The organism is Neobacillus sp. SuZ13, assembly GCF_030123365.1.
Lineage (GTDB): Bacteria > Bacillota > Bacilli > Bacillales > Cytobacillaceae > Neobacillus.
The window spans coordinates 384,282-409,262 of the sequence record NZ_CP126107.1 but is presented as its reverse complement, the minus strand read 5'-3'; the positions used below and the strand labels follow the sequence as shown (position 1 = coordinate 409,262).

23 protein-coding genes are annotated in these 24,981 nt (G+C 41.4%); 6 read left to right on the top strand and 17 right to left on the bottom strand.

All coding sequences use genetic code 11. The features are described from left to right. Positions 1 to 204 precede the first annotated feature (204 nt). On the bottom strand, positions 205 to 852 hold the full coding sequence (locus tag QNH17_RS02035; protein ID WP_283877160.1) for a pentapeptide repeat-containing protein: 648 nt from the start codon (positions 850 to 852) through the stop codon (positions 205 to 207). A 247-nt stretch (positions 853 to 1,099) separates the two neighbouring features. Here QNH17_RS02035 and plsY point away from each other — a divergent pair, with 247 nt between their 5' ends. Continuing rightward, on the top strand, positions 1,100 to 1,726 hold the full coding sequence (gene plsY, locus QNH17_RS02030) for a glycerol-3-phosphate 1-O-acyltransferase PlsY (protein WP_283879405.1): 627 nt from the start codon (positions 1,100 to 1,102) through the stop codon (positions 1,724 to 1,726). A gap of 243 nt (positions 1,727 to 1,969) precedes the next feature. On the opposite strand, the gene QNH17_RS02025 is transcribed toward plsY, so the two are convergent. Next, positions 1,970 to 2,524, bottom strand: a complete 555-nt coding sequence (locus tag QNH17_RS02025; RefSeq protein ID WP_283877159.1) for a thioredoxin family protein — start codon at positions 2,522 to 2,524, stop codon at positions 1,970 to 1,972. A gap of 227 nt (positions 2,525 to 2,751) precedes the next feature. On the opposite strand from QNH17_RS02025, the gene putP reads away from it, so the two are divergent. Beyond that, positions 2,752 to 4,233 (top strand): sodium/proline symporter PutP, encoded by a 1,482-nt coding sequence (putP, locus tag QNH17_RS02020; RefSeq protein WP_283877158.1) that lies wholly within the window; start codon positions 2,752 to 2,754, stop codon positions 4,231 to 4,233. A gap of 37 nt (positions 4,234 to 4,270) precedes the next feature. Here the strand turns inward: putP and QNH17_RS02015 are convergent, their stop codons facing one another. Then, positions 4,271 to 4,801, bottom strand: coding sequence for a DUF1697 domain-containing protein (locus tag QNH17_RS02015; RefSeq protein WP_283877157.1), 531 nt, complete (start codon positions 4,799 to 4,801; stop codon positions 4,271 to 4,273). Positions 4,802 to 4,952: 151 nt separating this feature from the next. On the opposite strand from QNH17_RS02015, the gene QNH17_RS02010 reads away from it, so the two are divergent. After that, positions 4,953 to 5,384, top strand: a complete 432-nt coding sequence (locus QNH17_RS02010; protein WP_283877156.1) for a VOC family protein — start codon at positions 4,953 to 4,955, stop codon at positions 5,382 to 5,384. Positions 5,385 to 6,208: 824 nt separating this feature from the next. Here QNH17_RS02010 and gatB read toward each other — a convergent pair. Genes gatB through gatC form a run of 3 tightly spaced genes read right to left on the bottom strand, consistent with a single transcriptional unit; the run spans position 6,209 to position 9,409 of the window. Continuing rightward, on the bottom strand, positions 6,209 to 7,636 hold the full coding sequence (gene gatB / locus QNH17_RS02005; protein ID WP_283877155.1) for an Asp-tRNA(Asn)/Glu-tRNA(Gln) amidotransferase subunit GatB: 1,428 nt from the start codon (positions 7,634 to 7,636) through the stop codon (positions 6,209 to 6,211). Between the two features lie 12 nt (positions 7,637 to 7,648). Continuing rightward, a complete protein-coding gene (gene gatA, locus QNH17_RS02000; protein WP_283877154.1) occupies positions 7,649 to 9,106 on the bottom strand; it encodes an Asp-tRNA(Asn)/Glu-tRNA(Gln) amidotransferase subunit GatA in 1,458 nt (485 codons plus the stop codon). A 3-nt stretch (positions 9,107 to 9,109) separates the two neighbouring features. Then, complete coding sequence (gatC, locus tag QNH17_RS01995) at positions 9,110 to 9,409, bottom strand: Asp-tRNA(Asn)/Glu-tRNA(Gln) amidotransferase subunit GatC (RefSeq protein ID WP_144555288.1); 300 nt, start codon at positions 9,407 to 9,409, stop codon at positions 9,110 to 9,112. A 235-nt stretch (positions 9,410 to 9,644) separates the two neighbouring features. Between gatC and QNH17_RS01990 the strand changes: the two genes are divergently transcribed. Then, positions 9,645 to 10,301, top strand: a complete 657-nt coding sequence (locus QNH17_RS01990; protein ID WP_283877153.1) for a lysozyme family protein — start codon at positions 9,645 to 9,647, stop codon at positions 10,299 to 10,301. A 22-nt stretch (positions 10,302 to 10,323) separates the two neighbouring features. On the opposite strand, the gene QNH17_RS01985 is transcribed toward QNH17_RS01990, so the two are convergent. Then, a complete protein-coding gene (locus QNH17_RS01985; RefSeq protein ID WP_283877152.1) occupies positions 10,324 to 10,818 on the bottom strand; it encodes a VanZ family protein in 495 nt (164 codons plus the stop codon). 91 nt (positions 10,819 to 10,909) lie between these two features. Between QNH17_RS01985 and QNH17_RS01980 the strand changes: the two genes are divergently transcribed. After that, entirely contained in the window at positions 10,910 to 11,359 is a 450-nt protein-coding gene (locus QNH17_RS01980; protein WP_283877151.1) for an OsmC family protein, read from the top strand. 126 nt (positions 11,360 to 11,485) lie between these two features. Here QNH17_RS01980 and QNH17_RS01975 read toward each other — a convergent pair whose 3' ends face one another. The 9 genes from QNH17_RS01975 to QNH17_RS01935 form a co-directional block, all read right to left on the bottom strand. Beyond that, positions 11,486 to 11,923 (bottom strand): YueI family protein, encoded by a 438-nt coding sequence (locus QNH17_RS01975; protein ID WP_283877150.1) that lies wholly within the window; start codon positions 11,921 to 11,923, stop codon positions 11,486 to 11,488. 187 nt (positions 11,924 to 12,110) lie between these two features. After that, the gene (gene aceA / locus QNH17_RS01970) at positions 12,111 to 13,394 is read right to left on the bottom strand and encodes an isocitrate lyase (protein ID WP_283877149.1); all 1,284 of its coding nucleotides are present in this window, start codon (positions 13,392 to 13,394) and stop codon (positions 12,111 to 12,113) included. 44 nt (positions 13,395 to 13,438) lie between these two features. Then, the gene (gene aceB, locus QNH17_RS01965) at positions 13,439 to 15,031 is read right to left on the bottom strand and encodes a malate synthase A (protein ID WP_283877148.1); all 1,593 of its coding nucleotides are present in this window, start codon (positions 15,029 to 15,031) and stop codon (positions 13,439 to 13,441) included. 167 nt (positions 15,032 to 15,198) lie between these two features. Then, positions 15,199 to 15,840 carry a precorrin-2 dehydrogenase/sirohydrochlorin ferrochelatase family protein gene (locus tag QNH17_RS01960; RefSeq protein WP_283877147.1) on the bottom strand — a complete coding sequence of 214 codons (642 nt, stop codon included), beginning with the start codon at positions 15,838 to 15,840 and terminating at the stop codon, positions 15,199 to 15,201. After that, a complete protein-coding gene (cobA, locus tag QNH17_RS01955; RefSeq protein WP_283877146.1) occupies positions 15,841 to 17,289 on the bottom strand; it encodes a uroporphyrinogen-III C-methyltransferase in 1,449 nt (482 codons plus the stop codon). A 26-nt stretch (positions 17,290 to 17,315) separates the two neighbouring features. Then, the gene (gene nirD / locus QNH17_RS01950; RefSeq protein WP_283877145.1) at positions 17,316 to 17,636 is read right to left on the bottom strand and encodes a nitrite reductase small subunit NirD; all 321 of its coding nucleotides are present in this window, start codon (positions 17,634 to 17,636) and stop codon (positions 17,316 to 17,318) included. Between the two features lie 6 nt (positions 17,637 to 17,642). Further along, complete coding sequence (gene nirB / locus QNH17_RS01945) at positions 17,643 to 20,057, bottom strand: nitrite reductase large subunit NirB (protein ID WP_283877144.1); 2,415 nt, start codon at positions 20,055 to 20,057, stop codon at positions 17,643 to 17,645. A gap of 193 nt (positions 20,058 to 20,250) precedes the next feature. Next, positions 20,251 to 21,237, bottom strand: a complete 987-nt coding sequence (locus tag QNH17_RS01940) for a hypothetical protein (protein ID WP_283877143.1) — start codon at positions 21,235 to 21,237, stop codon at positions 20,251 to 20,253. Between the two features lie 23 nt (positions 21,238 to 21,260). After that, positions 21,261 to 21,488 (bottom strand): hypothetical protein, encoded by a 228-nt coding sequence (locus QNH17_RS01935; RefSeq protein WP_283877142.1) that lies wholly within the window; start codon positions 21,486 to 21,488, stop codon positions 21,261 to 21,263. Positions 21,489 to 21,646: 158 nt separating this feature from the next. Between QNH17_RS01935 and QNH17_RS01930 the strand changes: the two genes are divergently transcribed. Then, positions 21,647 to 22,459: a DUF8832 domain-containing protein gene (locus QNH17_RS01930; RefSeq protein WP_283877141.1), complete on the top strand. Its 813-nt coding sequence runs from the start codon at positions 21,647 to 21,649 to the stop codon at positions 22,457 to 22,459. 464 nt (positions 22,460 to 22,923) lie between these two features. Here QNH17_RS01930 and pruA read toward each other — a convergent pair whose 3' ends face one another. Further along, positions 22,924 to 24,471, bottom strand: coding sequence for an L-glutamate gamma-semialdehyde dehydrogenase (pruA, locus tag QNH17_RS01925; RefSeq protein ID WP_283877140.1), 1,548 nt, complete (start codon positions 24,469 to 24,471; stop codon positions 22,924 to 22,926). Positions 24,472 to 24,981: the final 510 nt, after the last annotated feature.

The window sequence follows — 24,981 nt, the reverse complement described above, 5'->3', positions numbered from 1 at the left end:
CACATTTTCTATTAAAGCTGCATCACTAATGGTTCTCCCCCCCCTTTCCTTTTTTGTTACTACTTAATAGACGAAGGGATAGAAACCTACCCCTACACTATTTTTAAAAAAATATTTTTATCGATTCTCTTCATCATACCATGAGGTTGAACCTAAAAACCGTGCAGGCAGCGGCCGCACGGTTTTACCAAAAATAAACGTAGATTACTCTTTAATTTCCAATCCTAATAGCTTCGCAAATCCAATCGCCTGATCGGCAGAAACTATGCATCCGGCCACACTATCAAGTGATAGATTTAAGCGGTTAAACTTACAAGTGCTCAGGTCCACTCCTTTTAGTGTAGTACCTGTAAAGTTCACATCATCTAGATCGGAATCTTTAAATTCAAGTTTATTAAACTTGGCTTCGTAGAAATCAGCACTGCGAAGGGAGCAATTCTCAAATCTTATTTCCTTCAAGTCAGCATAGCCAAACGAGCCCATATTCAGATTACAGTTCTCAAAAAGGACATTCCTAAGGGTTGCATCTGCAAGATTTAATCCTAATAGTTTGCAATCACGGAACTCGACCCGGTGGATGATTCCATCCGTAAAATCTACATTGGATAGATCGCATCGTTCAAAAATCACATCTGTTAATTGAATAAAGCGAAACGAGCCATCGAGAAAGGTAACATTTCTAAACACCACCTCTTCGAATCTCACTTTTTCAACCTCCTCTTGTGAGATCGAACAGTCGCTTATAATCGCCATGTTAATATAAGAATCTTCTCTATCGTTATAATCAAAAGGAGTTAAACTAGAGGGCATTTTCGGTTTTTGAATTTTTAACTTCTGACTCAAATCTATCATCCTTTTCATGGGTATTAGTGGTATATCATCTCAATAGAAGAACTAGACGGCCCATTAATGCCACCGGAATATCTTCTCTGGAACTTGCATAGGTATTAGCAACTTGGCCAAAATCAATTAGTCACATTTCGAATGATCCCTTTTCTTTCAAAAAACTGAGAATTCTACAAAATAATACCACTGAAATATGATAGAATCTAGGAATAATGGGAATTTACTACTAATACTAGTTGAGGGAATGATGCGTATGTTGTGGTTGTTGCTTTTGGCTTCCTATTTAATCGGAAGCGTTCCCACGGCTTTGATTGTGGGCAAGTTGATCTTTGGTGTAGATATCCGCGAACATGGCAGTAAAAACCCTGGGGCTACCAATACCCTGAGGGTTCTTGGCAAGAAATCTGCCGTCTTCGTCCTTTTTATTGATCTAGCTAAAGGAGCAGTGGCAGCCTACCTGCCGATATACTTCCATCTTGACGTGGAACCCCTTTACTTTGGTTTAACTGCTGTTGTTGGTCATTGCTTTCCAATCTTTGCAGGATTCAAAGGCGGAAAAGCAATTGCAACCACCGCAGGGGCTTTGTTAATTGCCAACATCTATCTCCTAGTCGTCGCGTATGTGGCTTTCTTTTTAGTTATCTTTTTAACCAAATATGTTTTCTTTGGCTCCATCACGGTTGGCATTAGTCTTCTCATCTATTCTTTAGTATCCTCTAAGCTCGAATTAGAACTTATCTTTATATTTTTCTCGCTATTTTTGATTTATTTGCATCGCTCCAACATCCGCAATTTTATGTTGGGCATCGAGCCTAAAATAAATGATAAAAATTTGATCAATGATCGTATCCCGCCAAAGGGCGGAGGCTTTAAAATGTAATTTAAAAAGGATCCACTGAGTCAAGATACGTTGACCAGGGGATCCTCTTTTTTATTTTGGCAGTGGTTAAACTTGTCTGTTGATTTCCGTTCCAGGCACTACGCTTTCCGCGGGCGTGCCGGGGAGCCTCCTCGTCGCTTTGCTCCTGCGGGGTCTCCCCTGCCCCGTACTCCCGCAGGAGTCTTCGTGCCTGGAACGAAGGTCAACAGAGTGCCAAAATCAAAATTAAACTTTACATAGTCTTTATTTTATAAGTGTCGACAGGATACTATTAGCAACGGTTTGCCAAATGGAGGCATCTGTTTGATAGGTTGCTCTAAGGCTCTTAAACAATTCTGTTTGTTTCGCTTGAAAATCCTCTGCGTCTTTATCTGGCAAGGCAGCACGCTTTTCCATTACGAAAGCCTGCAATTCAGGTGCTCTTGGTCCCCAGACACCGACTTCATTTCCTTCTTGATTAATAAAAATAAAGATAGGTATGGCCCTCGATGTACCATTGGTTAAGTATTGGTCCATTAACTCCAAATTCGAGTCGCGGAGCACAAAACGAACTTCCATCCCGGCCTCTTCAGCTATTTTCAGCAAAATAGGGTTATTCAGCATCGCATCGCCGCACCAATCCTCTGATAGGACAATCGCACGTAAGTTTTGCGTCCTTAATGCCTCGAGCTGATTCTTATCTTCGTCCGTTAAGGTGAAGCCCTCATAGATCGCAAGCATTTCCTCTTTATTGGTAGTCATAGCATTTATGTACCCATCAACAGTTAACCCTTTTTGAAACCATTGGTTTAAATCCATTTTCACTGCACCTCTTTCATTTTCTCCTATGATAGTCGTTTTAAGAACTTGTTACAATCGAACTGCTCGGGGAAACACATCGATGTTATACTACAAGTATTTTTTCCTATTTCAAAAAAACTATATTTTTACACTAGTAATAGAATTTTAAAGTTGATAGAATATTTTATAAATAGGAAATATTATTGAAAGTATTTTCTACGATAAGTAATTGAGGGAGGAAATATATGTCTAATGAATCACTACAACTACTTTCAATCGGAATCTATATTGCCGCTATGCTATTTATCGGTTGGTATTCCTATCGAAAGACTAGCAATCTTACAGATTACATGCTTGGGGGAAGGTCTTTAGGTCCTGCTGTAACCGCATTAAGCGCAGGGGCGGCCGATATGAGCGGCTGGCTATTAATGGGCCTGCCCGGCGGGATTTATGTAACCGGTTTGGCAGATGCGTGGATCGCCATCGGTTTAACGATTGGCGCTTATCTTAACTGGCTATTGGTGGCACCACGCTTGCGTTCTTACACTCAAGTGGCCAATGATTCAATCACAATTCCAAGCTACCTTGAGAACCGTTTTAAAGACAACACAAAACTACTCCGTATTGTTTCAGGTCTTGTTATTCTTATTTTCTTTACTTTCTATGTTTCTTCAGGAATGGTTTCTGGAGCTGTCTTTTTTGAAAGTTCGTTTGGCACAAGCTACCATACCGGACTCCTTATTGTTGGCGGCGTTACGGTTGCCTACACCTTATTTGGCGGATTCTTAGCGGTAAGTTATACAGACTTTATTCAAGGGTTAATGATGTTGATTGCCCTTGCCCTTGTTCCAGCAATTGGTATCTTTCACACAGGAGGTCCTGCTGAAACGTTTGAAACGATTCGCGCAATTGATCCTACGAGACTTGATTTATTAAAGGGGACAACCTTTTTAGGCATTATTTCAGCCGCGGCCTGGGGGCTAGGCTATTTTGGACAGCCTCATATCATTGTCCGCTTTATGGCCATTAAGACAATTCAAGAAACGAAAAGCGCACGTCGCATTGGTATGGGCTGGATGATTATCTCGCTTCTCGGTACAATCGCTACAGGATTTATCGGCATTGCCTTTTTCCATAATAACCCTGATCATGTCTTAAAGAATCCAGAAGCTGTATTCATTGAATTAAGCCAAATTTTATTCCACCCTCTATTCGCAGGATTTGCTTTAGCTGCCATTCTTGCTGCGATTATGAGTACGATTTCTTCCCAATTAATCGTCACTTCTAGTGCACTTGTAGAAGATTTATACAAAATGGTGATGAACAAAAATGCGAAGGACAAACAACTCGTCTTCTTAGGAAGAATGGCAGTTCTTCTCGTTTCAGTCATTGCCGCGGCTCTAGCATTCAAGCAAAATAGCACCATTTTGGATCTTGTCGCATATGCATGGGCAGGCTTTGGCGCATCTTTCGGTCCAGTGATCTTGCTAAGCTTATTCTGGAAAAAGTTCACAAATTGGGGCGCCCTTTTCGGGATGATCGTCGGAGCGGTGACCGTTATCGTTTGGAAAAATGTCGGCCTTGGTGACACGCTTTATGAAATTGTCCCAGGATTTGCTTTCAACCTTATTGTCGCTGTCGTTGTCAGTATGCTGACGTATCGAAAAAATGATGAGATTGAAAAGGAATTTACTGAAAGTGTTCGTTTGTTAAAAAGCGGAAAATAAAAAACACGCTCGGATCCCATTGATCCGAGCGTATTTTTTATTCAATCATGGTCGATAGTTTTATGACGGTTTTCCAATTACGCACTGTCGCAGGAACCTCTAGTTTTGGGAGTTGCGCTGCTAGTTTGGAATCGAGAATACTTTGCCTTAGAAAAAGATAAACTTCCTTTCCGTTTATAAAACATTCGTCCGGTTCACTTTTGAAACTACGTAAATTATCTATTTTTTCATGGGAAGGCTCGTCTGCCAAAAAAGCAAGTTGGATACTCTCTCCCTCTTTCAACGATTCCATAGAGTAGGGGCAATCATGGATAATCTGCTCGTATTGCTCAGCTGTTCTTAAAATAACAGGGACCGGAAAACCAAACGTCTTACTTATTTCCTCCTCTAATCGTTCGCTAAGTCGGACGGCATCATCACTTGCTTCAAACACAACATTGCCACTCTGAATATATGTTTTTACTTTTTCTAAACCGAGCGTTTCTAACAGATTCTTCAAATCGACCATTTTGATCCGATTATTCTTGCCAACATTAATACCTCTTAACAGTGCAATATAAACGGTCATTCGTGTACCTCACTTTTTTAGATATTCACCTTACTAAAATCTTACCATTTATTCGTTGGTTTAAACTATCTACTATTCGATGGTTTTGAAGGATAATTTGAGTCATTGGGAGAAAATTAGATAAATAATCATTTTTATGGAGGGATTTACTATGGTTCCACAAAGAGTTAGCTTACTTACGATCGGTGCATACGATTTGCCTGCTCTTAGAAATTTTTATCAAACGTTAGGATGGGAAGAAACGGAAATAAGCTCAGATCAATTTGCCGTCTTTAAAACGGCAGGCGTATTGCTTTCGTTATACCCGATTGCCGAGTTAGCAAAGGATGCTGGCATTGAATTTAAACACTCTCCTGATGGCTTTCATGGTGTGACCTTTTCCATTAACGTAGAACAACAGGAACAAGTTGATACAACGGTAGAAACAATTCGCAGCGCAGGGGCAAAAATACTGCGAGAGCCAAGTGATGTCTTCTGGGGCGGACGGATAGCCTATTTTGCTGACCCAGAAAACAATCTCTGGGAAGTAGCTTGGAACCCTACTGCCATTTTTGATGAGCGCGGTGCAATGATTTCCTTCTAAGTCAGAGCTTAATTCTTACACGACTCGACTATTTTCAGCTAAGAATAATACTAATCAAACGTTTGATTAGTTTTGGTTTCAGCCCTTTTAAATAAAGGGTTTTTCTATGGAATCAGGTAAGAAGTTTGTCGGTAAATGGGAAAACAACTCCTCCTATCCGCCCTCTTTCTATTAATTTTTACATTTTGCGACTACCTACAAACTAATTAAACGTTTAATTAAAATGGCTGAATACCCTTCTGAATTAAGCTTTTACTCCAATATCCACTAAAAATATTGTTGAATTGACAAACTTAAAAAAAACTAACCAAACGTTTGATTAGTTAGCTATGAAACCATATAACTAAAGGGTATCAGCCTTATATTGTGAAAACCCTTTGTCGACCCAGTTATCATTTTCTACGTAAAAAAATAAAAAACCTGTCGATATTAGAACTTCCTTAGGGAAATTCTCAAGCTTCGACACCATTCCCGATCATTCCTTACTAACCAAACGTTTGATTAGATACAGGATAAACACTTTTAACATATAGGTTTTTTCCCGGGAAATCGAGAAAAGAATGTCGAACTCCGCTCGACAGACCAAAAGGCGCAAGCACCCGTTTAGCGGCGTATGGACTGGAGCGCTCCAACCGAGATAAAGGAAACACGAAGAGCGTTAGCGCATTCGTGCTTGACTTATCGTAGGGCGGAGAGCGAAGTACACTAGCCGCTGGGTGCTGGAGCTGGATTCAGAAAACTATTTCAATTTATTCACAATTAATTATTTAATAATTTCTTATACAATAAAAAAGCTGACAGATTGCACTCTGCCAGCTTCCGTATTAACGCTTTTGTAGTTCTTGCTGCAACAACTTATTAACAATTTGTGGGTTGGCCTGACCCTTCGTTGCCTTCATTAATTGGCCCACTAAGAAGCCAACAGCTTTATTTTTCCCGTTTTTAAAGTCTTCAATTGATTGTGGATTCGCATCCAGCACCTCTGAAATGACTTTAAGAAGGGTGCCTTCATCGGAAATCTGGACTAGCCCTTTGTCCTTCACAATTTGCTCGGCATCGCCGCCGTTTTCAATTAACTCTTTAAAAACAGTTTTAGCAATTTTTGAAGAAATCGTTCCGTTTTCGATCAACTTAATCATGCTAGCTAGACTTTCTGGAGTTAATGCTACTTGATGAAGTTCCTTTTGCTCCGCATTTAAGTAAGCAGAAACATCCCCCATGATCCAGTTTGAGGCCAGCTTTGCGTCCGCTCCGCCATTCACGGTCGCTTCAAAGAAATCCGCCATTTCTTTCGTAACCGTTAGCACCTTTGCATCGTAAACAGGCAGTCCAAGTTCGTCTATATAACGCTTTTGACGTTGATCAGGAAGCTCTGGAATTTCAGCACGGATGCGGGCTTTCCAGTCCTCATCAATGTACAAATCCATTAAGTCCGGCTCAGGGAAGTAACGATAATCATCCGAACCTTCTTTGACCCTCATCAACAGAGTAGCCCCCGTTGCTTCATCAAAACGGCGTGTTTCCTGCTCGATTGTTCCACCCGCAGTAACCACTTCTCGTTGACGCTTCTCTTCAAATTCAAGACCTTTACGGACGAAATTGAAGGAGTTAAGGTTTTTCAGTTCTGTTTTCGTTCCGAATTCTTTTTGTCCCACTGGGCGAATCGAAATATTCGCATCACAACGAAGTGAGCCCTCTTCCATTTTACAATCAGAAACACCTGTATATTGAATAATCGATTTTAATTTTTCAAGATACGCATAAGCCTCATCAGGAGTGCGGATATCTGGTTCAGAAACAATCTCAACAAGCGGAGTGCCCTGACGGTTGTAATCACATAGTGAATACCCTTTGCCATGGTTTAGCTTTCCTGCATCTTCTTCCAAATGGATACGTGTAATGCCAATTCGCTTCGTATAGCCATTTACTTCAATATCAATATAGCCATGTTCCCCGATTGGCTTATCAAATTGGGAAATCTGATAGGCCTTAGGATTATCCGGGTAAAAATAGTTCTTCCGGTCAAACTTGGTATGGGTGGCAACTTCACAATTAATCGCCATCGCTGCTTTTATCCCGAATTCTACTGCTTTTTTATTAAGGACAGGTAATACACCTGGGTAGCCAAGGTCGATGACACTTGTATTTGTATTCGGTTCAGCCCCAAAATGGTTAGGGCTCGCCGAGAAAATCTTCGATTCTGTTTTTAACTCAACATGGACTTCAAGTCCAATCACTGTTTCAAATTCCATTCTCTTCACCCCCTATAATACAGGCTTTTCTTTATGAAAGTCTGTTGCCTGTTCAAATGCATGTGCTACACGATAGATCGTTGTTTCATCAAAATACTTACCTATGATTTGTAATCCTAACGGTAACCCGCCATCGAAACCACATGGTACTGAAATTCCTGGTAAGCCCGCAAGGTTCAACGGAATCGTTAATATATCATTGATGTACATAGTTAACGGATCTTCGATTTTTTCACCAATTTTAAATGCAGGAGTTGGTGTTGTTGGTCCAACGATCACATCATATTTGGCAAAAACATTTTCATAGTCTTGTTTTATTAATGTCCGAACCTGCTGTGCTTTTTTGTAATAAGCATCATAGTAACCTGAACTTAACGCAAACGTACCAAGCATAATCCGGCGCTTTACTTCATCACCGAAGCCTTCTGCACGGGATTTTTTATATAAATCAATTAATGTTTCAGCATCTTTTGAGCGATAGCCGTAACGGACTCCGTCGAAACGGGCAAGGTTGGCTGATGCTTCAGATGAAGACAGCAAATAGTATGCTGCCAGCGCATATTTCGAGTGCGGCAGCGAAACTTCTTCCCATGTTGCACCAAGACCCTCGAGTACTTTTAAGGCATTTAAGACGGACTGTTTTACTGATTCGCTGACACCTTCACCAAGATACTCTTTTGGTACAGCGATTTTGAGGCCCTTCACATCACCTGTCAATCCACTCGCAAAGTTCGGTACATCCACATTCGCAGAGGTCGAATCCATAGGATCAAGGCCGGAAATTGCTTGAAGCAGGTAGGCATTGTCCTCCACTGTTCTAGTAATTGGTCCAATTTGATCAAGGGATGAAGCAAAGGCAACGAGACCAAACCGGGAAACACGTCCATAAGTTGGTTTCATTCCTACGACACCACAAAAAGAAGCTGGCTGACGGATGGAACCGCCCGTATCGGACCCAAGTGAAAATAGGACCTCTCCTGCTGCTACAGCTGCCGCTGAACCGCCTGAAGAGCCGCCTGGAACTGTCTCAAGATTCCATGGATTACGTGTCGTTTGGTAATGGGAATTTTCGTTGGAAGACCCCATGGCAAACTCATCCATATTTAACTTCCCAATCGTTACTGTTTCTGCTTGTTGCAGTTTCTGAACAACAGTCGCATCATAAATCGGATCAAAATTTTCAAGAATTTTACTCGCACAGGTTGTCCGAAGTCCTTTTGTAACTAAGTTATCCTTTAAGCCAATTGGCATCCCAAATAGCAAACCTTTGGCATTTTCACCATTGACCTTCTCATCTAAAGCTTTAGCAGAAAGACGTGCTCGCTCTTCATCTAACGTTAAAAATGCCTGAACTTTATCTTCCACTTGTCCAATTCTCTTATAGGATTCATCGACAAGATCGGATACTTTTAGTTCCTTCTTTGTAAAAAGTTCATGTAGGTCTGCAACTTTATAATCAAATAAACTCACCTTTTAATCCTCCTTCCCCATAATCGATGGTACTTTAATCTGGCCGTCCTGATGCAGAGGTGCATTTTTTAGTACCTCTTCACGCGATAATCCCGGTTTGGATTTATCTTCACGCAAGACATTTTTCATATCCAGTACATGGTATGTAGGCTCCACATTTTCCGTATCCAATTCATTTAACTGCTCAGCAAAAGTAATAATCGCATCCAGCTGCTTCGTAAACTTTTCTGTTTCTTCTTCGGTTATGGCCAATCTGGCCAAATTGGCTACATGCTTTACCTGATCCTTTGAAATTCGTGACATAGTATAACCCCCTATCCCTTCAATCTTGTCATATCAATACTAATGATAATACCAAACTTTTTCGCTTTACCGCAATGATTCCATCATCAGTATGGGCAAGTGAATTGATTTTCGTTCATAATTCCTGAAATTTCAATCTATTTTTCTCTTAATAATACAAATTTTTTCTAAAAAGTTTATCACAGACATTCTTGGCAACTTCCCTTATAATGGTCATGGATGGGAGGGCTTCTGAATGAAAAAACGTAAACGGAAGAAATTCAAAACCTTTTTTGTGCTGTTCATCCTTTTTTGTGCGTTAGCCATGTTCCAAAATTATTTTCAAAAACAAGGCTCCCCTCTTCTTGTCGAAAAGGATCCATTTGCTGATGTAAAAAAATATCGTCCCCTCATACATGATGAATTAGCGAAATATCATCTCGAAAGTCATACCACAGTAGTTGTCGCCTTAATGCAGCAGGAAAGCCGCGGCAAAGGCGGGGACCCTATGCAGGCCTCAGAATCGGCGGGTTTGGCCAGAAATACAATAACAGATCCGCAAAAAAGTATTCAGGTTGGTGTGAAACATTTTCAGCGCGTCCTCAGTTATGGGAATAAGAAAAAAGTAGATTTCCAGACCGTTATCCAATCTTACAACATGGGAATTGGTTACATTGACTTTATAGCAAAGCACGGCGGGAAGCATAGTGAGGCGTTGGCGAAGGAATTTTCTCTACAGCGGGTAAAAGAAAAGCCGACCATTTATACGTGTGGCGGCAATAAAAATAATTTCCGCTACCCATACTGCTATGGTGATTTTACCTATAGCACAAAGGTAACGAAAAATATTCAATTGTTAGCGGACAGTGTTCCAGTTACGGCTGAAGAAAAAACCACGGGTGAATCGTTTTAATGATTCATCAGTGGTTTTTTCATTAATTGATATTTTCGGTCATAGTCTTCTTTTTAAAACGGCTGAATAGAAGAACAAGTTTAATAGGCAAAAGCCCTAGGATTCCACCCAGCGTATTTAATATTAAATCATCTACATCAAAGCTGCCGAATTCAAATATCAGCTGCAGTAGTTCAAATGCCAGACTTAAGCCGAAAGTGGCAAGGGTGACGGCGCTAAGTTTTTGAAACTTCTTCGCCAGCAATGGTAAGATAAATCCAAACGGCATAAAGCCGATGATATTCCCTGCTAGGTTCTCAATCCGGATAATTAAATTGATATCAGCTAAGAACAGGTAAAACTTAATCGTTTTAAAAGGGACGAAATTATTCGTACGCCAATGATATTCATCATAAGTAAAGTTGAAATGATTAATAATCTCAGATAACGGGATGTATTTAAACAAAATGAATTTCGAAAGAATCGCTAGATATAAACAAAGAATTAGGAAAAGGGTCATTTTATAAATAATTTTCATTCATCACTGCTCCATTTATTACATATCAAAAATAACCTTACCATATTTTTTAAGAGTCGTGGGACCAAAACTGGAATTGGAGGAATTTAGAATGGCTGAACATGTTTTTCACTTAAAGGCAAACTGGCCGGGTTTACGGAACGACGTTGGAGAGATTGAGGCAGGGAATTTGGTCACGAAGATCTCCATTCCGCCAGTAATGGATGGACCCGGTGTCGGTACCAATCCCGACGAAATGCTGCTGGGGGCTGCCGCGACCTGCTATATTATCACCCTTGCGGCGATGATGGAACGGAGCGGGATAGAGAAGAAAAGCCTAACGATGGAGTCTGAGGGAATTGTCGATGTTACCAAGGGGGTTTTTACCTATAAAAAGATTATTCATCGACCTTTGGTTGTCTTGAAACCAGGTGCATCTGATAAAGAAGTGGAAATGACTAAGAGACTGGCCAAAAAGGCAGAGACATCATGCATGATTAGCCGTGCGATTCAGGGTAATGTGGGGATTGAGCTGCATGCTACAGTGGAAGTGGCAAGCTAAAAAAATAGATAATCTTAGAGCATGTTGAGGAAAATTTGAGCTGATGCATGACTTGGTCCTCATGAGACGTTCATGACTTGGTCCTCATGAACGTCTCATGAGGACCATTTCGTATATACCATGCTTTTATCGTTTAAAGATTTTTGAAAAAAAGCCTTTGTTCTTTTTGACTTCCTGCTTAACCGCTTTTAATTCCTTGTTGGTGATATATATATCTTCCTTATCAATCGCGTGGTCCATGGCTAATACTAAGCCGATTTCCGAGTCGTGGTCTTTATTGGTCACAAGCGTATGTTCAATTTTATACTTGGTGGCCAGTTTTACATATTTTGAAAGGGTTTCATAACTCATATTTCCATTTAAGAAAAGGTGGGCCTGCGGCTTTTCTTTCATCTGCTTCTCAACTTGGGGATATACGTTTGCTTCTGCCACCTGGCTTTTTGTCAGAGCTACGACAATCCGCTCTCGGAGCGTACCTAAGAATTTCCGCCGCTCATCTGGTTTTGTTTCTAGCGGGCCATAGATTCCCTGCTGTAAGACCTCGTCAACGGTTGTCTTTTTCAAATAAATCAACTCCATATAAAGGCTATTATTATCTATGATGATACCCTAAAAAACGTTCCATACCAAAAAGGGGGTTCGAGCTGGGCGAATTAGTCTATTCGAGAGTAAATTTGGCTTATCCGCCAGTAAGCCCAACCATCCTCCATCAAAAAATCCTCCCCCCCAAAACGGAGAGAAGGATCGTCTCTTAGTTTTTCCCTGTAAACTGTTCGGCTTCAGTTGAGCCTTTTAATGCCGTTGTTGATGAAGTCCCGCCTGTTATAACCATGGAAACTTGGTCAAAGTAACCTGTACCTACCTCACGTTGGTGACGTGTGGCCGTGTAGCCGTATTTTTCACTGTCAAATTCAGCTTGCTGCAGTTCGGAGTATGCTGCCATGCCGCGTTCTTTATAGCCGCGAGCCAACTCAAACATGCCGTGGTTAAGGGCATGGAAGCCAGCAAGCGTAACGAACTGGAATTTGTAGCCCATTTTGCCAAGCTCGACTTGGAATTTCGCAATCGTTTCTTGATCTAATTTCTTTTTCCAGTTGAAGGATGGTGAACAGTTATATGCCAGAAGCTTACCTGGGAACTGCTCATGAATGGCTTCTGCAAATTGTCTTGCTTCCTCAAGATTCGGCTCAGACGTTTCGCACCAAACAAGATCTGCATATGGCGCATAAGCCAGCCCACGGGAGATCGCTTGGTCAATCCCCGCTTTGACACGGAAGAAACCTTCGCCAGTACGTTCACCCGTAATAAACGGTGCATCATTCATATCAATATCACTTGTGATTAAGTCAGCTGCGTTAGCGTCTGTACGAGCTACTAGTACAGTTGGGACCCCCATAACATCAGCAGCTAAACGAGCAGCAATTAGGTTGCGGACCGCTGTTTGTGTTGGCAGCAATACCTTCCCGCCTAAATGACCACATTTTTTCTCGGAAGAAAGCTGGTCTTCAAAGTGGACGCCGGATGCACCTGCTTCGATCATCCCTTTCATTAATTCGAAACAATTTAATTGACCGCCAAAGCCAGCTTCTGCATCAGCGACAATCGGGGCAAACCAATCGACAGAGTGATCACCTTCCGCATGGTGGATTTGGTCCGCACGCTGCAAGGCTTGGTTAATCTTTTTGACCACATTTGGTACACTGTTCGCTGGGTATAGGCTTTGGTCAGGGTACATGTGTCCGGACAGATTGGCATCAGCTGCTACCTGCCAGCCGCTTAAGTAGATGGCTTTTAGCCCTGCTTTAACTTGCTGGACTGCTTGATTACCAGTTAACGCACCTAGGGCATTTACATAGTCTTCCTCATTTAATAACTTCCAAAGCTTTTCGGACCCTTTCCGAGCCAATGTATGTTCAATATCAATCGACCCGCGAAGTTTGATAACATCCTCGGCAGTGTATGGTCTCGTAATCCCTTTCCAACGGCTATCCATTTCCCAGCTTTCTTGTAATTGCGTGACTCTTGAATTTGTCATTTTCTATTCCTCCTATTAATCTATTAAGTATTTTTTATTAAAAACTAGATTAGTTCATACCCAGGTAGAGTTAAAAACTCCGCAAACTCCTCATTCAGAATCAACCGATCAAACAATTCAACGGCTTCGTCGAATCGGCCGCCCTCAAATGCCGGTTCACCCATTTCCTGTTTAATTTTTTCCAATTCTTCCAGCTTAAATTGCTCATACATTTCCACCGTGACTTTCCGTCCGTCGTTCAGAATTCCTTTGGGGTGGCGAATCCACTGCCACAGCTGGGCCCGTGAAATCTCAGCAGTTGCTGCATCCTCCATCAAGTTGTGAATCGGGGCGGCGCCATTGCCTCTTAGCCACGAAGCTACATATTGGATCCCGACATTGATGTTCAAACGAACGCCCTCTTCCGAAATTGTCCCACCTGGTGACTCAAGCAAATCTTGAGCGGTCACAGTAATCTTCTGTTGTTTGCTCGTATGGATTTGGTTAGCAACCGGCATTTCACGGTTGAATACCTCCAGAGCAACCGGAACCAGACCTGGATGTGCAACCCACGTTCCATCATGACCGTCACGGGCTTCCCGCTCTTTATCAGCACGCACTTTAGCAAAGGCTTCTTCATTCGCAGCCGGGTTATTGCGAATTGGAATTTGGGCAGCCATTCCGCCAATCGCTGGTGCCTTGCGGCGATGACAGGTTTGAATCGTTAGTAACGAATACGAACGCATAAACGGAACGGTCATCGTTACCTGTGATCGATCGGGTAAAATAATATCCTTGTGTTGACGCAGCTTTTTCAGGTAACTGAAGATATAATCCCATCTTCCGCAATTCAATCCTGCTGAGTGGTCTTTTAGCTCAAATAAAATCTCATTCATTTCAAAGGCGCCCATGATGGTTTCAAGTAAAACGGTCGCTTTAATGGTTCCATTCGGAATCCCCAGTTTCTCTTGCGCAAATACAAATACATCATTCCACAGCCTTGCTTCCAAGTGACTTTCCAGCTTCGGCAGGTAAAAATACGGACCTGTTCCCCTCGCAAGCAGTTGGTTCACGTTATGGAAAAAGTACATTCCAAAATCAAAGAAACTTCCTGAAATGGGCTTGCTATCTAGCAAAATATGCTTTTCTTCTAAATGCAGGCCGCGCGGTCTCACAAACAATACCGCTGTCTCGGCCTTTAGTTCATACTTCTTGCCATTGACATTTTCAAAGGATATCGTCCGATTTACTGCATCTCTTAAGTTGATTTGTCCCTCGACGATGTTTTCCCAGGTCGGTGAAGTGGCGTCCTCGCAATCGGCCATAAATACTTTTGCGCCCGAGTTCAAAGCGTTGATTACCATTTTCCGTTCGGTCGGTCCGGTAATTTCAACACGGCGGTCTTGGAGATCATCAGGCAAAGGAGCAATCGTCCAGTCCCCGTTCCGAATATGCTTCATCTCTGGGAGGAAATCAGGCAATGTTCCATTATTTATTTCCGCTTGGCGTTTTGACCTGTACTGTAACAGTTCCATTCTTCGCCCGCCAAACTTTCGCTCAAGCTCTTCAATAAAATTTAATGCCTCATCTGTTAAGATCCCTTCGTACTGGGCTTTCATTGCCCCTACCACTTCAATTCCTGTTGTTTGCGTCGACATGAACTACATCACCTCTTTGTTATAATACAGAAACAATCTACGTTTTGTATTATATAACACACTTTTTAAAAATGGAACTACTTTTCTGAAAATTTTTATAAAAATAGGTAAAAACTACCTGACTCTAGATTAATGTCCAAAAAAAAAGAATGTCCGCAGACATCCTTTTAGTTGCTATTATGCGTTTCTTTAGAAAGGGTTTCATACAATTGGATAAAATCCTCTTCCCGATGATCACTAATTAAGAACTCCGGGCCCACAATGGATTTTAATAGTTTTCTCTTCAAGGTTGGATTTGCTACTTCCCTCAGGATCCATTTTCGTTTTGACGCAAGAAAGTCAAGATAGTCCTCATAGGAATCATCAAACTGCTGCTCTAGCTGCTCGCGAATTTGGCTCGCCAGGGTTGGACTCGCTCCGCCTGTTGAGATAGCAATGGTTAAAGACCCGCGTTGAACTTGTGCGGGGACATGAAAATTAGAGCCATCTGGATCATCGGCAATTGTTACTAGTTGGTGGGCATCAGCTGATTCTTGAATCAACTGATTGATCTCACGACTATTTGTCGCCGCAAAGATCAGGAAGGCATCGGCAATGTCGCTGCCCGAGAAAGACTTTTGTTTCCAAATGATTCTTCCCTCATAACTAAGCCTTCTAATTTCATCTGTTGCTTCCGGGCTCACAACGACGACATTCGCACCAGTTCCTAAAAGTCCATTCACCTTCCGTTCGGCTACTTTTCCGCCTCCTGCCACAACCACGATTTTTCCTTCTAACCTTAGAATTACCGGATAGCCTGATTTCACCATTTACACTTCCTCAACAGGTCTTGCCGCTAAAAATTCAACCAAAGCTTCCTTCGTTGCAAAAGCAGGCACGCCATGTGAAGGAAGGCCCGTACTGACAACGGCATCTTCCGTTTGTCTACCCATGCTGACCACCTGCAGCCCTTCCAACAATTCACTGGCATTCAAATTACACTCACTTAATGCATTCATAAAGCATTCAACCGAGGCACTGCTTGGGAATATCATCGTGTTCAACTTTGCTTCATCTAACATTCTTTTAAAAAGGGGCAGGAACTGATGGTCTAGTTCTTTCTTGCTGGTCACTAAGATGTCCGCTCCATCCATCTCTTTTTTCAAAATGCTATCATCTCCGACAATTAGTAAAGCCCCAGACTCCTTCATCACATCGGCATGTGCCGCTATAAAGCCACGCTTCTTAAGTACGTTTATTGATTTACGTGAGGCCCCAAAGAATTCAGCACGAATCGTTCGAATATCCACTCCATGCTCCATCACCGCTGTGAAAAATTCATCCACACATTCTGGTGAGGTAAAGAGAATTTTTTCATAAGAAGCTACATTGGTTAAATCAACCGGCAACACGGTTTTTTTCCATTTTGGAAACTCTATTACATCAGCTCCACCATCTATTAATGCTTTTGCTAATTCACTAGAGCCTTCACTCGTACGGGCCAACAGAATTTGCCGACCATACAAGGGCAATTTTTCAAACCAACTGATTCTATCACGGAGGGATATCACCTTACCTACGAGAATAATTGACGGATTGCTAAACTTAGCCTCCACGACCTTTTCAGAAATATCGGCCAGCGTCCCTTGTAATGTTTTTTGGCGGCCAAACGTACCCCATTGAATCAAAATTACAGGGGTTGAGGCCGGCTTCCCATATGTGATGAGATTTTCGCAAATAAACGGTAAATTGCTGACCCCCATATAAAATGCGATGGTATCTACCCCACGGGACAGTCCTTCCCAGTCGAGAACTGGTTTGCCCTCTTTCGATTTATCATGGGCGGTGACGACTGCAAATGATTCAGCATACTCGCGGTGGGTAACAGGAATGCCTGCATAAAGAGGGGCCGCGATCCCCGATGAAATACCTGGAACGATTTCAAAAGGAATTTGATGTTTTGCCAGGGCTTCTGCTTCTTCACCAACTCTGCCAAACACGCCAGGGTCTCCGCCTTTTAAGCGGACCACCCGCTTACCTTCCAGTGCCTTCTCTACCAATAATTCATTAATATTTCCTTGGCGTATAATATGGCGATTGGGTAATTTACCACAGTAAATAAGTTCACAATCCGCTGGAGCAAACTCCAATAGTTTGGGGTTGGCAAGCCGGTCATATAAAATAACCTCTGCTTGTTTAATGGCCTCCAAACCTTTTACGGTAATTAATCGAACATCCCCTGGTCCTGCTCCCACTAAAAATACTTTTCCTGACTTCATCTAGCAGCAATCCTTCCCATTCCTTCTTATCTGACAATAAACACGATATCGTCCTCTAGTTCTATCTTAAATGTCCGTACTTGACCTTCATCCGGTGCCTGTACTTTACCATCTTTTAAAGAAATTTTCCAATCATACACAGGGCAATATATATATTCACCGCTAACAAGGCCTTCTGAAAGAACACCGCCTTTTGGATGTGGACTGCGATTCTCGATCGCATAAACTTCTCCGCTCGTTACTTTAAAAAGTGCGATCTCGGTGTCATCGATTTTAAGTGAATAGCCTGACCGAACCTTTATATTTGAATAGTTTGCTACTGGAATCCGAGTTATTGTTTGAAGCATTTGGAATCACTCCCCTACCTTAATTGTATGATTGGCATAATATTTATCTTTGATTTCTTCACTTTGAATCGCTTCATTCCAAGGCTCGATATACTTTTTCAATGTCTTATCCATGCGCTCGTTTAAGGCCTTTCGCGTTTCCTCATTAGCAAGCACGTCTTTCACATGGTCCAAGCCGACGCGTTCTACCCATTTAGACGTACGCTCCAAATAATTAGCTGTTTCACGGTAGTATTGCAGGTAGGCACCTGTCATCTCCATCACTTCGTCTTGTGTTTTCACCGTACATAAGAGGTCACCGGCACGGAGATCAACCCCGCCGTTACCAGCAACATAAATTTCCCAACCGCCATCAATGCCAACAAAGCCAATGTCTTTAATGCCTGCTTCAGAGCAGTTTCGCGGACAGGCAGATACGCCCATTTTGACTTTATGCGGTGTATCGAGGCGTTCAAATTTCTTTTCTAATTCCATTCCTAGGGCCATGGAATCTTGTGTGCCATAGCGGCAGAATTGTGCACCGACACAAGTTTTCACCGTACGAAGTGTTTTCCCATAGGCATAACCAGATGGCATATCTAACTCTTCCCACATGGCAGGAAGGTCTTCTTTTTTCACCCCGAACAAGCCAATGCGCTGCCCGCCAGTTAATTTCACAAGCGGCACCTCATACTTTTCGGCGATCTCAGCGATTTTTTTCAAATCTGCTGCTGTGGTTACCCCGCCATACATTCTTGGAACAACAGAGTAAGTCCCATCTTTTTGGATATTTGCATGCATTTTTTCATTGACAAGCCGAGAGTCACGATCATCTTTGTATTCATCCATGTGAATCATACCAAGGTAGTAGTTAATGGCTGGACGGCATTTGGTACAACCTTCCTCATTGTTCCATTCCAGTACGTTCATGACTTCTTTCACACTTGTTAAGCCTTTTTCTTTGATTTCAGCCACGACTTCATCACGGCTTAAAGTTGTACATCCGCATAGGCTTGTCTTTTGTGCTGCTGCTTCATCAAATTGGTCTCCAAGTGTGTGAGCGAGAATACTGCTAACCATTGGTTTACAACGGCCGCAAGAGCGTCCGGCATTCGTACAATGACTAACTTGGTCTAAAGTGGTTAACCCCTGTGTTTTAATCGCTTCAACGATGGCACCTTTTGTGACTCCATTACAACCGCAGACTAATTCATCATTCTGCATAGAGGCCACATCGTCAGTGCCGACTTCACCGGTGCATTCTGTATGGAAAATCGACACTCCGCTGATGTCTTCTTTTTTAGTCAGCATCCGATATAATCTAGTACTATCTTTTGTGTCTCCATAAAGGACGATCCCTACGATAAGGTTGTTTCTAGTTAACACTCGTTTATAGAGACCCTCGTACTCATTGTAGATCATGATAGATTTAGTAGTGCCATCTTCAAAGATTTCTCCTGCAGAGAAAAGATCAACACCCGCAACCTTTAACTGGGTACCTGTAACAGAACCTTCATATGGGTTCGTTTCGATAGCGCAAATGCGGCTCGCAAGGATTTTTCCTTGTTCGTATAAAGGCGCAACCAAACCATAAACAATTTCCCGATGCTCCGCACATTCTCCGACTGCATACACATGCGGGGCACTCGTTTCCATAAAGTCATTAACGACAATGCCGCGATTCACATAGATGCCGCTGTTTTTAGCCACTTCCGTATTTGACTTAATTCCAATGGCCATGACAACTAGATCTGCTTCTACTTGTGAGTCATCTTTAAAGCGGAGACCGGTAACGCGTTCGTCACCGAGAATTTCCACCGTTTCTTTTTCCATTAAGAAATTCATGCCCTGTGCTTCAAGCTCCGCCTTAAGAAGTGAGGAAGCAACCGCGTCCAACTGGCGCTCCATCAGATGCGGCATGAGATGAACGACGTCAACGGTCATCCCCAAGTTCAGCAAGCCTCTCGCGGCTTCTAGTCCGAGGAGACCTCCGCCGATGACAACAGCCTTTTTATATTTTCGCGCTGATTTGATCATCATTTCACAATCATGGATATCACGGAACCCTGTCACACCTTGTTTATCTGCTCCTGGGATTGGCAGAATGAAAGAATTCGAACCGGTAGCTATGATCAAATCATCATACTGGACTTCCCGGCCAAGATTACTAACAACTCGTTTTGTATCCACATCAATTTTCACAATGGATTCGCCAGTAAATAATTGAATATTATTTTCTTTATACCAATCTAGTGGATTAATTATGATATCTTCAAAGTTTGTATCTCCTTGAAGGATATTTGATAGTTTGATCCGATTGTAGTTTGGATACGGCTCTTGGCCAAAAATTGTTATCTCCCAAGGTTCAGTTGATACTTTTAGAATCTCTTCAATTGTTCTAACTCCTGCCATCCCGTTTCCGATCATTACTAGTTTTTTCATTTTGGATCGCTCCTTATATGTTAAATCAATATTTTTTAAGATTATTAAGGTTTTCTTTATAGCTATATTGTAAATGCTAGTGTTGATAAAATTTGTGAAGTTCATCACATTATAATTATTTTTGTGAATAATTTCACATATTTGTCATAGTTATCGCGAAAAAAAATAGCACACGAATGTATGCTATTTTTGCCTAAACTATCTTTTTTTCTGTTTTTTGTAATAGAAATGGTTTAACCCATAAATTTATAGCCGGTACAAGCACTCCAATGACTGTGACTGGAACAAGTTCCCATATTACTAGCGGCGGTGTGATGAATATACCTGAAGTATGAATCAGATACAAAGCGAGAAAGTAAGCAAGGCTGCCTACAAGACCTGCCACTCGAGTGTCTTTTCTAATCAAGAAATAGCCTAACGGAATGAATAATAGCGTAATGGGAACATAGGAGGTTGGATAGCCAACGACGGCAAAAACTGCTTTTCCGATGAATCGTAATAAGAGATAAAGCGCAGTTGCCATAACTGGGATCGTATAATCCCGACAGAAGCGAATGATTAAAATAGTTAGAAGAGCAATCATTAGGATGGAATAGATAGGATATACCCATTCTGGAATGCCGCCAAAAATCTGTGAAGCGGGGTCTGAGATTAATTCAAGAATTTCTTTTGAAGCAATCGACTTTCCATGAATGTATTGATCATAGGAGATCGCACCATTCTCCTGCTGCATATTCGGAAACATCAAGCATTCAAGGAGATACATTGCGAACCAAGTATGAAGGGATTTCCATGACGGTTGAATTTCTCTCGTATGGATAAAGTACCCTCGCCATACGCCAATAATCATCATATCCGTTCCGATATAATAAATAAAATGAGTAGGACTCCAGGTTGTTAAATCAATACCATAGGCAATATGGTAAGTGAAATCTAAGGGAATTCCAATGAGGAATAAGACGTATCCGATCGTAATCAAATTTCTAGAAAACCGGTCCATATATTGTGGACGCCGCCATTCTTGAATTAACAAAAAGGCCCCTAAGATAAATCCGATCGTATTGACAATATGGGGAATGGAGTATTCTTCAAATAGATATTTAAAATGATAGGAAGCATCCCATGCAGACCCTATGAATTTCAATAGAAAGGCAAGTACCCACAAACGGTAATATTTCAACGATAACATCTCCCCTCATTCCTTCATCCAAGCAAGTCGAATATATCCCCAAAGATGGCGATTAGGATATAATTGATGGCTAAAGCAATTGCAAACGTTAGTCCCGCGGTCCGTACAGGCTTCTGTTGAAATAATTTATAGATAAATACTATACCTGCTGTGACAACAAAAACATTACAGAGTAGAAAGGTCCACAATAAACTTTCACTGTGATCCACAGTTGTGACGTGTAGTAGATATAATGGAATCAATTTTATAATCCCCCATACTTTACTTCCTTTTGCCTATTTCTATTTTATCATTATTTCCATGCTAAGGAACTTACTAATTACATAAAATTCTTGCATTGGATGATTTAGGTAATATACTTTAAAGAAAGTAAGATTGTCTATGAATGGAGGAATTCCGTTTGAAAAAATCGATCATTGTTATGTCCCTTTTATACATGATGCTTTTATCAGCTTGCAATCCGATTAGAGTTCCAAAGTCGCGTATGGACCATAGGATGGATGCCACGCCAACTGATGTCATTCCTACAAAGTCAGAATGGAGGATCGAGGATCATCCGAACGCAAACAAGGAAATACCCATTTCACTGTTGATTAAGGATGAATCAAATAAACCATTTCAATCGTTTGATACAGTTCATGAGAAAAAAATGCATCTATTTATTTTTAGTAAGGATTTAGCTTATTTTTCTCACATCCATCCAAATTATAAGGGGAATGGCGAATTTGCTTTTACCACAAAGTTCCCTGCCGGAGGAGATTATATGCTTCTCTCAGAATTTACGCCTAAAGGTGGAGGGGACCCTAGTGTAGAAAGTCATTGGGTTCAGATTGCAGGAAAGACGGTAAAAGAAAAGCCTCTCATCCCAGATCGGAAACTAACCAAAGTAGTAGATGGTAAAAAAGTGACGCTATCCTTTGACGAGTTGATGGCAGGAATGACCGTCCACATGAATTTTACAATAAGTGACGCGGCGAGCAACCAACCGATTAAAAATCTACAGCCTTATTTAGGAGCCATGGGACATGCCGTCGCGATAAGTGATGATGTGGAAAAATATTTGCACATCCATCCGATGACAACGGAAGGAAATGGTCCTAAGGTAACTTTTATGACGGTGTTCCCTGAAAAAGGGATCTATAAGGTGTGGGGCCAATTTCAGCAAAATGGAAAAGTATTTACTGTTCCTTTTGTGATAGATGTACCTAAGTAATAAAAAACCCTTCTCCGTATTGTAAGGGTCCATTTTGAAATGCTTTTCTGAAGTTTACTGCCGTGATGACCAAGTCTCTTCGAAAAACTAAAGAAAGTGGTCTTCATTATGGAGATGATGACCAAATCTCTCTGGAAAACCAAAGAAAGTGGCCTTCATTATGGAGATGATGACCAAATCTCTCTGGAAAACCAAAGAAAGTGGGCTTCATTATGGAGATGATAACCAAATCTCTCCGGAAAACCAAAGAAAGTGGTCTTCATTATGGAGATGATGACCAAATCTCTCCGGAAAACCAAAGAAAGTGGGCTTCATTATGGAGATGATGAACAAATCTCTCCGGAAAACCAAAGAAAGTGGTCTTCATTATGGAGATGATGACCAAATCCTTTTGATACACTTATTAAAAACCTCCGGAAACCGAAGCCCCTTCTCGTCCTCGAGAAGGGGCTTTACTCTTATTATTAATACATTTCAGAAGTAGTTTTTGCCTGCATATGAAGCAGCAAGTAGTCAGGACCGCCTGCTTTGGAGTCAGTACCGGACATGTTGAAGCCGCCAAATGGCTGATAACCAACAATCGCTCCAGTACAAGAACGGTTGAAGTACAGGTTACCCACATGGAAGTCTTCACGTGCTTGCTCTAGGTGTTCACGATTCGTCGTGATTACAGCACCAGTTAAGCCATACTCTGTGTTGTTGGCTATTTCAATAGCATGAGTGAAATCTTTCGCCTTTGTAAATCCAACTACTGGACCAAAGATTTCTTCCTGCATGATACGCGCATCTGGAGCAAGGTCCGCAATAACAGTTGGTTTGATAAAATAACCTTTTGAATTGTCGCCCTCGCCGCCAGCCATTAACTTACCTTCTTGCTTGCCGATTTCAACATATTCCATGATTTTTTTGAACGCATTATTGTCATTCACTGGACCCATGTATGTTCCTTGCTCTGTAGGATCACCAACCGTTAATTGGTTCGTTAATTCCACAACACGGTTCAAGACGGTATCATAAACATCCTCAACGATAACTGCACGTGAACATGCGGAACATTTTTGACCTGAGAAGCCAAATGCACCAGCAACGATAGATTGTGCTGCAAGCTCAAGGTCTGCTTCACTGTCAACGACGATCGTATCTTTTCCGCCCATTTCAGCGATTAAACGCTTCATCCATACTTGGCCCGGGTTTACTTTTGAAGAACGTTCGAAAATCCGGAGGCCAACATCACGTGAACCAGTAAAGCTGATAAAACGGGTATCTTTATGGTCAACTAAATAATCGCCCACTTCAGCACCACTACCCGGTACAAAGTTTAAGACACCTTTAGGAAGACCTGCCTCTTCCATAACTTCCACAAACTTCGCTGCAACCACCGGTGTAGTAGAAGCTGGTTTTAATAGAACGGTGTTTCCAGATACAATTGCTGCAACTGTCGTACCAGCCATAATGGCTAATGGGAAGTTCCAAGGTGAAATGATAATTCCAACACCTAGTGGAATATAATTGTAACGGTTAAATTCGTTTGGACGGCTATTTACTGGCACACCATCTTTAATGGCCAGCATTTGGCGTCCATAATATTCAAGGAAGTCAATCGCTTCTGCTGTATCTGCATCTGCTTCTCTCCATGGCTTACCTGCTTCTTTTGTTAAAAGGGCAGAAAACTCATGCTTGCGGCGGCGAATAATTGTCGCTGCTTTAAAAAGCACATCTGCGCGAACTTCCGCTTTTGTTTTTTTCCAAGTTTTAAATGCTTCAACGGCTGCTTGCATAGCTTTTTCAGCATGTTCTTGGCTTGCTTTTGATACGCTACCAATGACTTCTTTCGTATTGGAAGGGTTATAGGAAACGATTTTATCTTCAGTTTTAATTCTTTCTCCGCCAATAACTAGGTCGTAATCCTGACCTAAATAACTTTCAACTGTTTCTAATCCTTTTAGATAGGCCTGACGGTTTTCCTCAATTGTAAAATCTGTAAAGGGTTCGTGTTTGTAAGGTTGGACCATTTCTTAAACCTCCTATGTATTAAAAACGTTTACAATCCACTTTTCATTCTAACATGTTTCATTTCTTTGTAGCAATTGATAGTCAATTCTAAAAAGTAGAAGGGTTTCCATTCTAAAAAAGGTAGTGGAATCCTCTTTTTTAGTGAATGTTTCTCAAATTTTTTGTTTTTCCATGTACATCCCCTTCTATTAACTCTGAAATCGTAGAGAAATATATTCTATCGGCGGATTTTCATGTTCAATCGGCGAATCGAAATTGGGGCCTAAATTAGATGGAGTTGGAGCTAGAGCTAAAAAAATCAGATGTAATAAAATCAAAAACTGATACTTAGTCCATTCCTCATTTAAGAATTAATCAAACGATTGATTAGTTTATTTAGCTTCATATAATTACCCTGATTGATTATAGCCTCAACACGATTTAACCAATCGTTTGATTAGTTTTCATATTTTCCTAAATAAATCAGATGTATTATGGCCTCATGTACATTAATCAATCGTTTGATTAGT

Excerpts from the sequence above, each read along its gene's own strand:
- aceB (WP_283877148.1), bottom strand. The coding sequence starts at position 15,031 with ATGTCGACGCAAACAACAGGAATTGAAGTGGTAGGGGCAATGAAAGCC.
- QNH17_RS01990 (WP_283877153.1), top strand. The coding sequence starts at position 9,645 with ATGAAAAAACGTAAACGGAAGAAATTCAAAACCTTTTTTGTGCTGTTC.
- gatB (WP_283877155.1), bottom strand. The coding sequence starts at position 7,636 with ATGGAATTTGAAACAGTGATTGGACTTGAAGTCCATGTTGAGTTAAAA.
- gatC (WP_144555288.1), bottom strand. The coding sequence starts at position 9,409 with ATGTCACGAATTTCAAAGGATCAGGTAAAGCATGTAGCCAATTTGGCC.
- QNH17_RS02025 (WP_283877159.1), bottom strand. The coding sequence starts at position 2,524 with ATGGATTTAAACCAATGGTTTCAAAAAGGGTTAACTGTTGATGGGTAC.
- QNH17_RS01980 (WP_283877151.1), top strand. The coding sequence starts at position 10,910 with ATGGCTGAACATGTTTTTCACTTAAAGGCAAACTGGCCGGGTTTACGG.
- aceA (WP_283877149.1), bottom strand. The coding sequence starts at position 13,394 with ATGACAAATTCAAGAGTCACGCAATTACAAGAAAGCTGGGAAATGGAT.
- plsY (WP_283879405.1), top strand. The coding sequence starts at position 1,100 with ATGTTGTGGTTGTTGCTTTTGGCTTCCTATTTAATCGGAAGCGTTCCC.
- QNH17_RS02010 (WP_283877156.1), top strand. The coding sequence starts at position 4,953 with ATGGTTCCACAAAGAGTTAGCTTACTTACGATCGGTGCATACGATTTG.
- QNH17_RS01960 (WP_283877147.1), bottom strand. The coding sequence starts at position 15,840 with ATGGTGAAATCAGGCTATCCGGTAATTCTAAGGTTAGAAGGAAAAATC.
- cobA (WP_283877146.1), bottom strand. The coding sequence starts at position 17,289 with ATGAAGTCAGGAAAAGTATTTTTAGTGGGAGCAGGACCAGGGGATGTT.
- putP (WP_283877158.1), top strand. The coding sequence starts at position 2,752 with ATGTCTAATGAATCACTACAACTACTTTCAATCGGAATCTATATTGCC.
- nirB (WP_283877144.1), bottom strand. The coding sequence starts at position 20,057 with ATGAAAAAACTAGTAATGATCGGAAACGGGATGGCAGGAGTTAGAACA.
- QNH17_RS02035 (WP_283877160.1), bottom strand. The coding sequence starts at position 852 with ATGATAGATTTGAGTCAGAAGTTAAAAATTCAAAAACCGAAAATGCCC.
- nirD (WP_283877145.1), bottom strand. The coding sequence starts at position 17,636 with ATGCTTCAAACAATAACTCGGATTCCAGTAGCAAACTATTCAAATATA.
- pruA (WP_283877140.1), bottom strand. The coding sequence starts at position 24,471 with ATGGTCCAACCTTACAAACACGAACCCTTTACAGATTTTACAATTGAG.
- QNH17_RS02015 (WP_283877157.1), bottom strand. The coding sequence starts at position 4,801 with ATGACCGTTTATATTGCACTGTTAAGAGGTATTAATGTTGGCAAGAAT.
- QNH17_RS01985 (WP_283877152.1), bottom strand. The coding sequence starts at position 10,818 with ATGAAAATTATTTATAAAATGACCCTTTTCCTAATTCTTTGTTTATAT.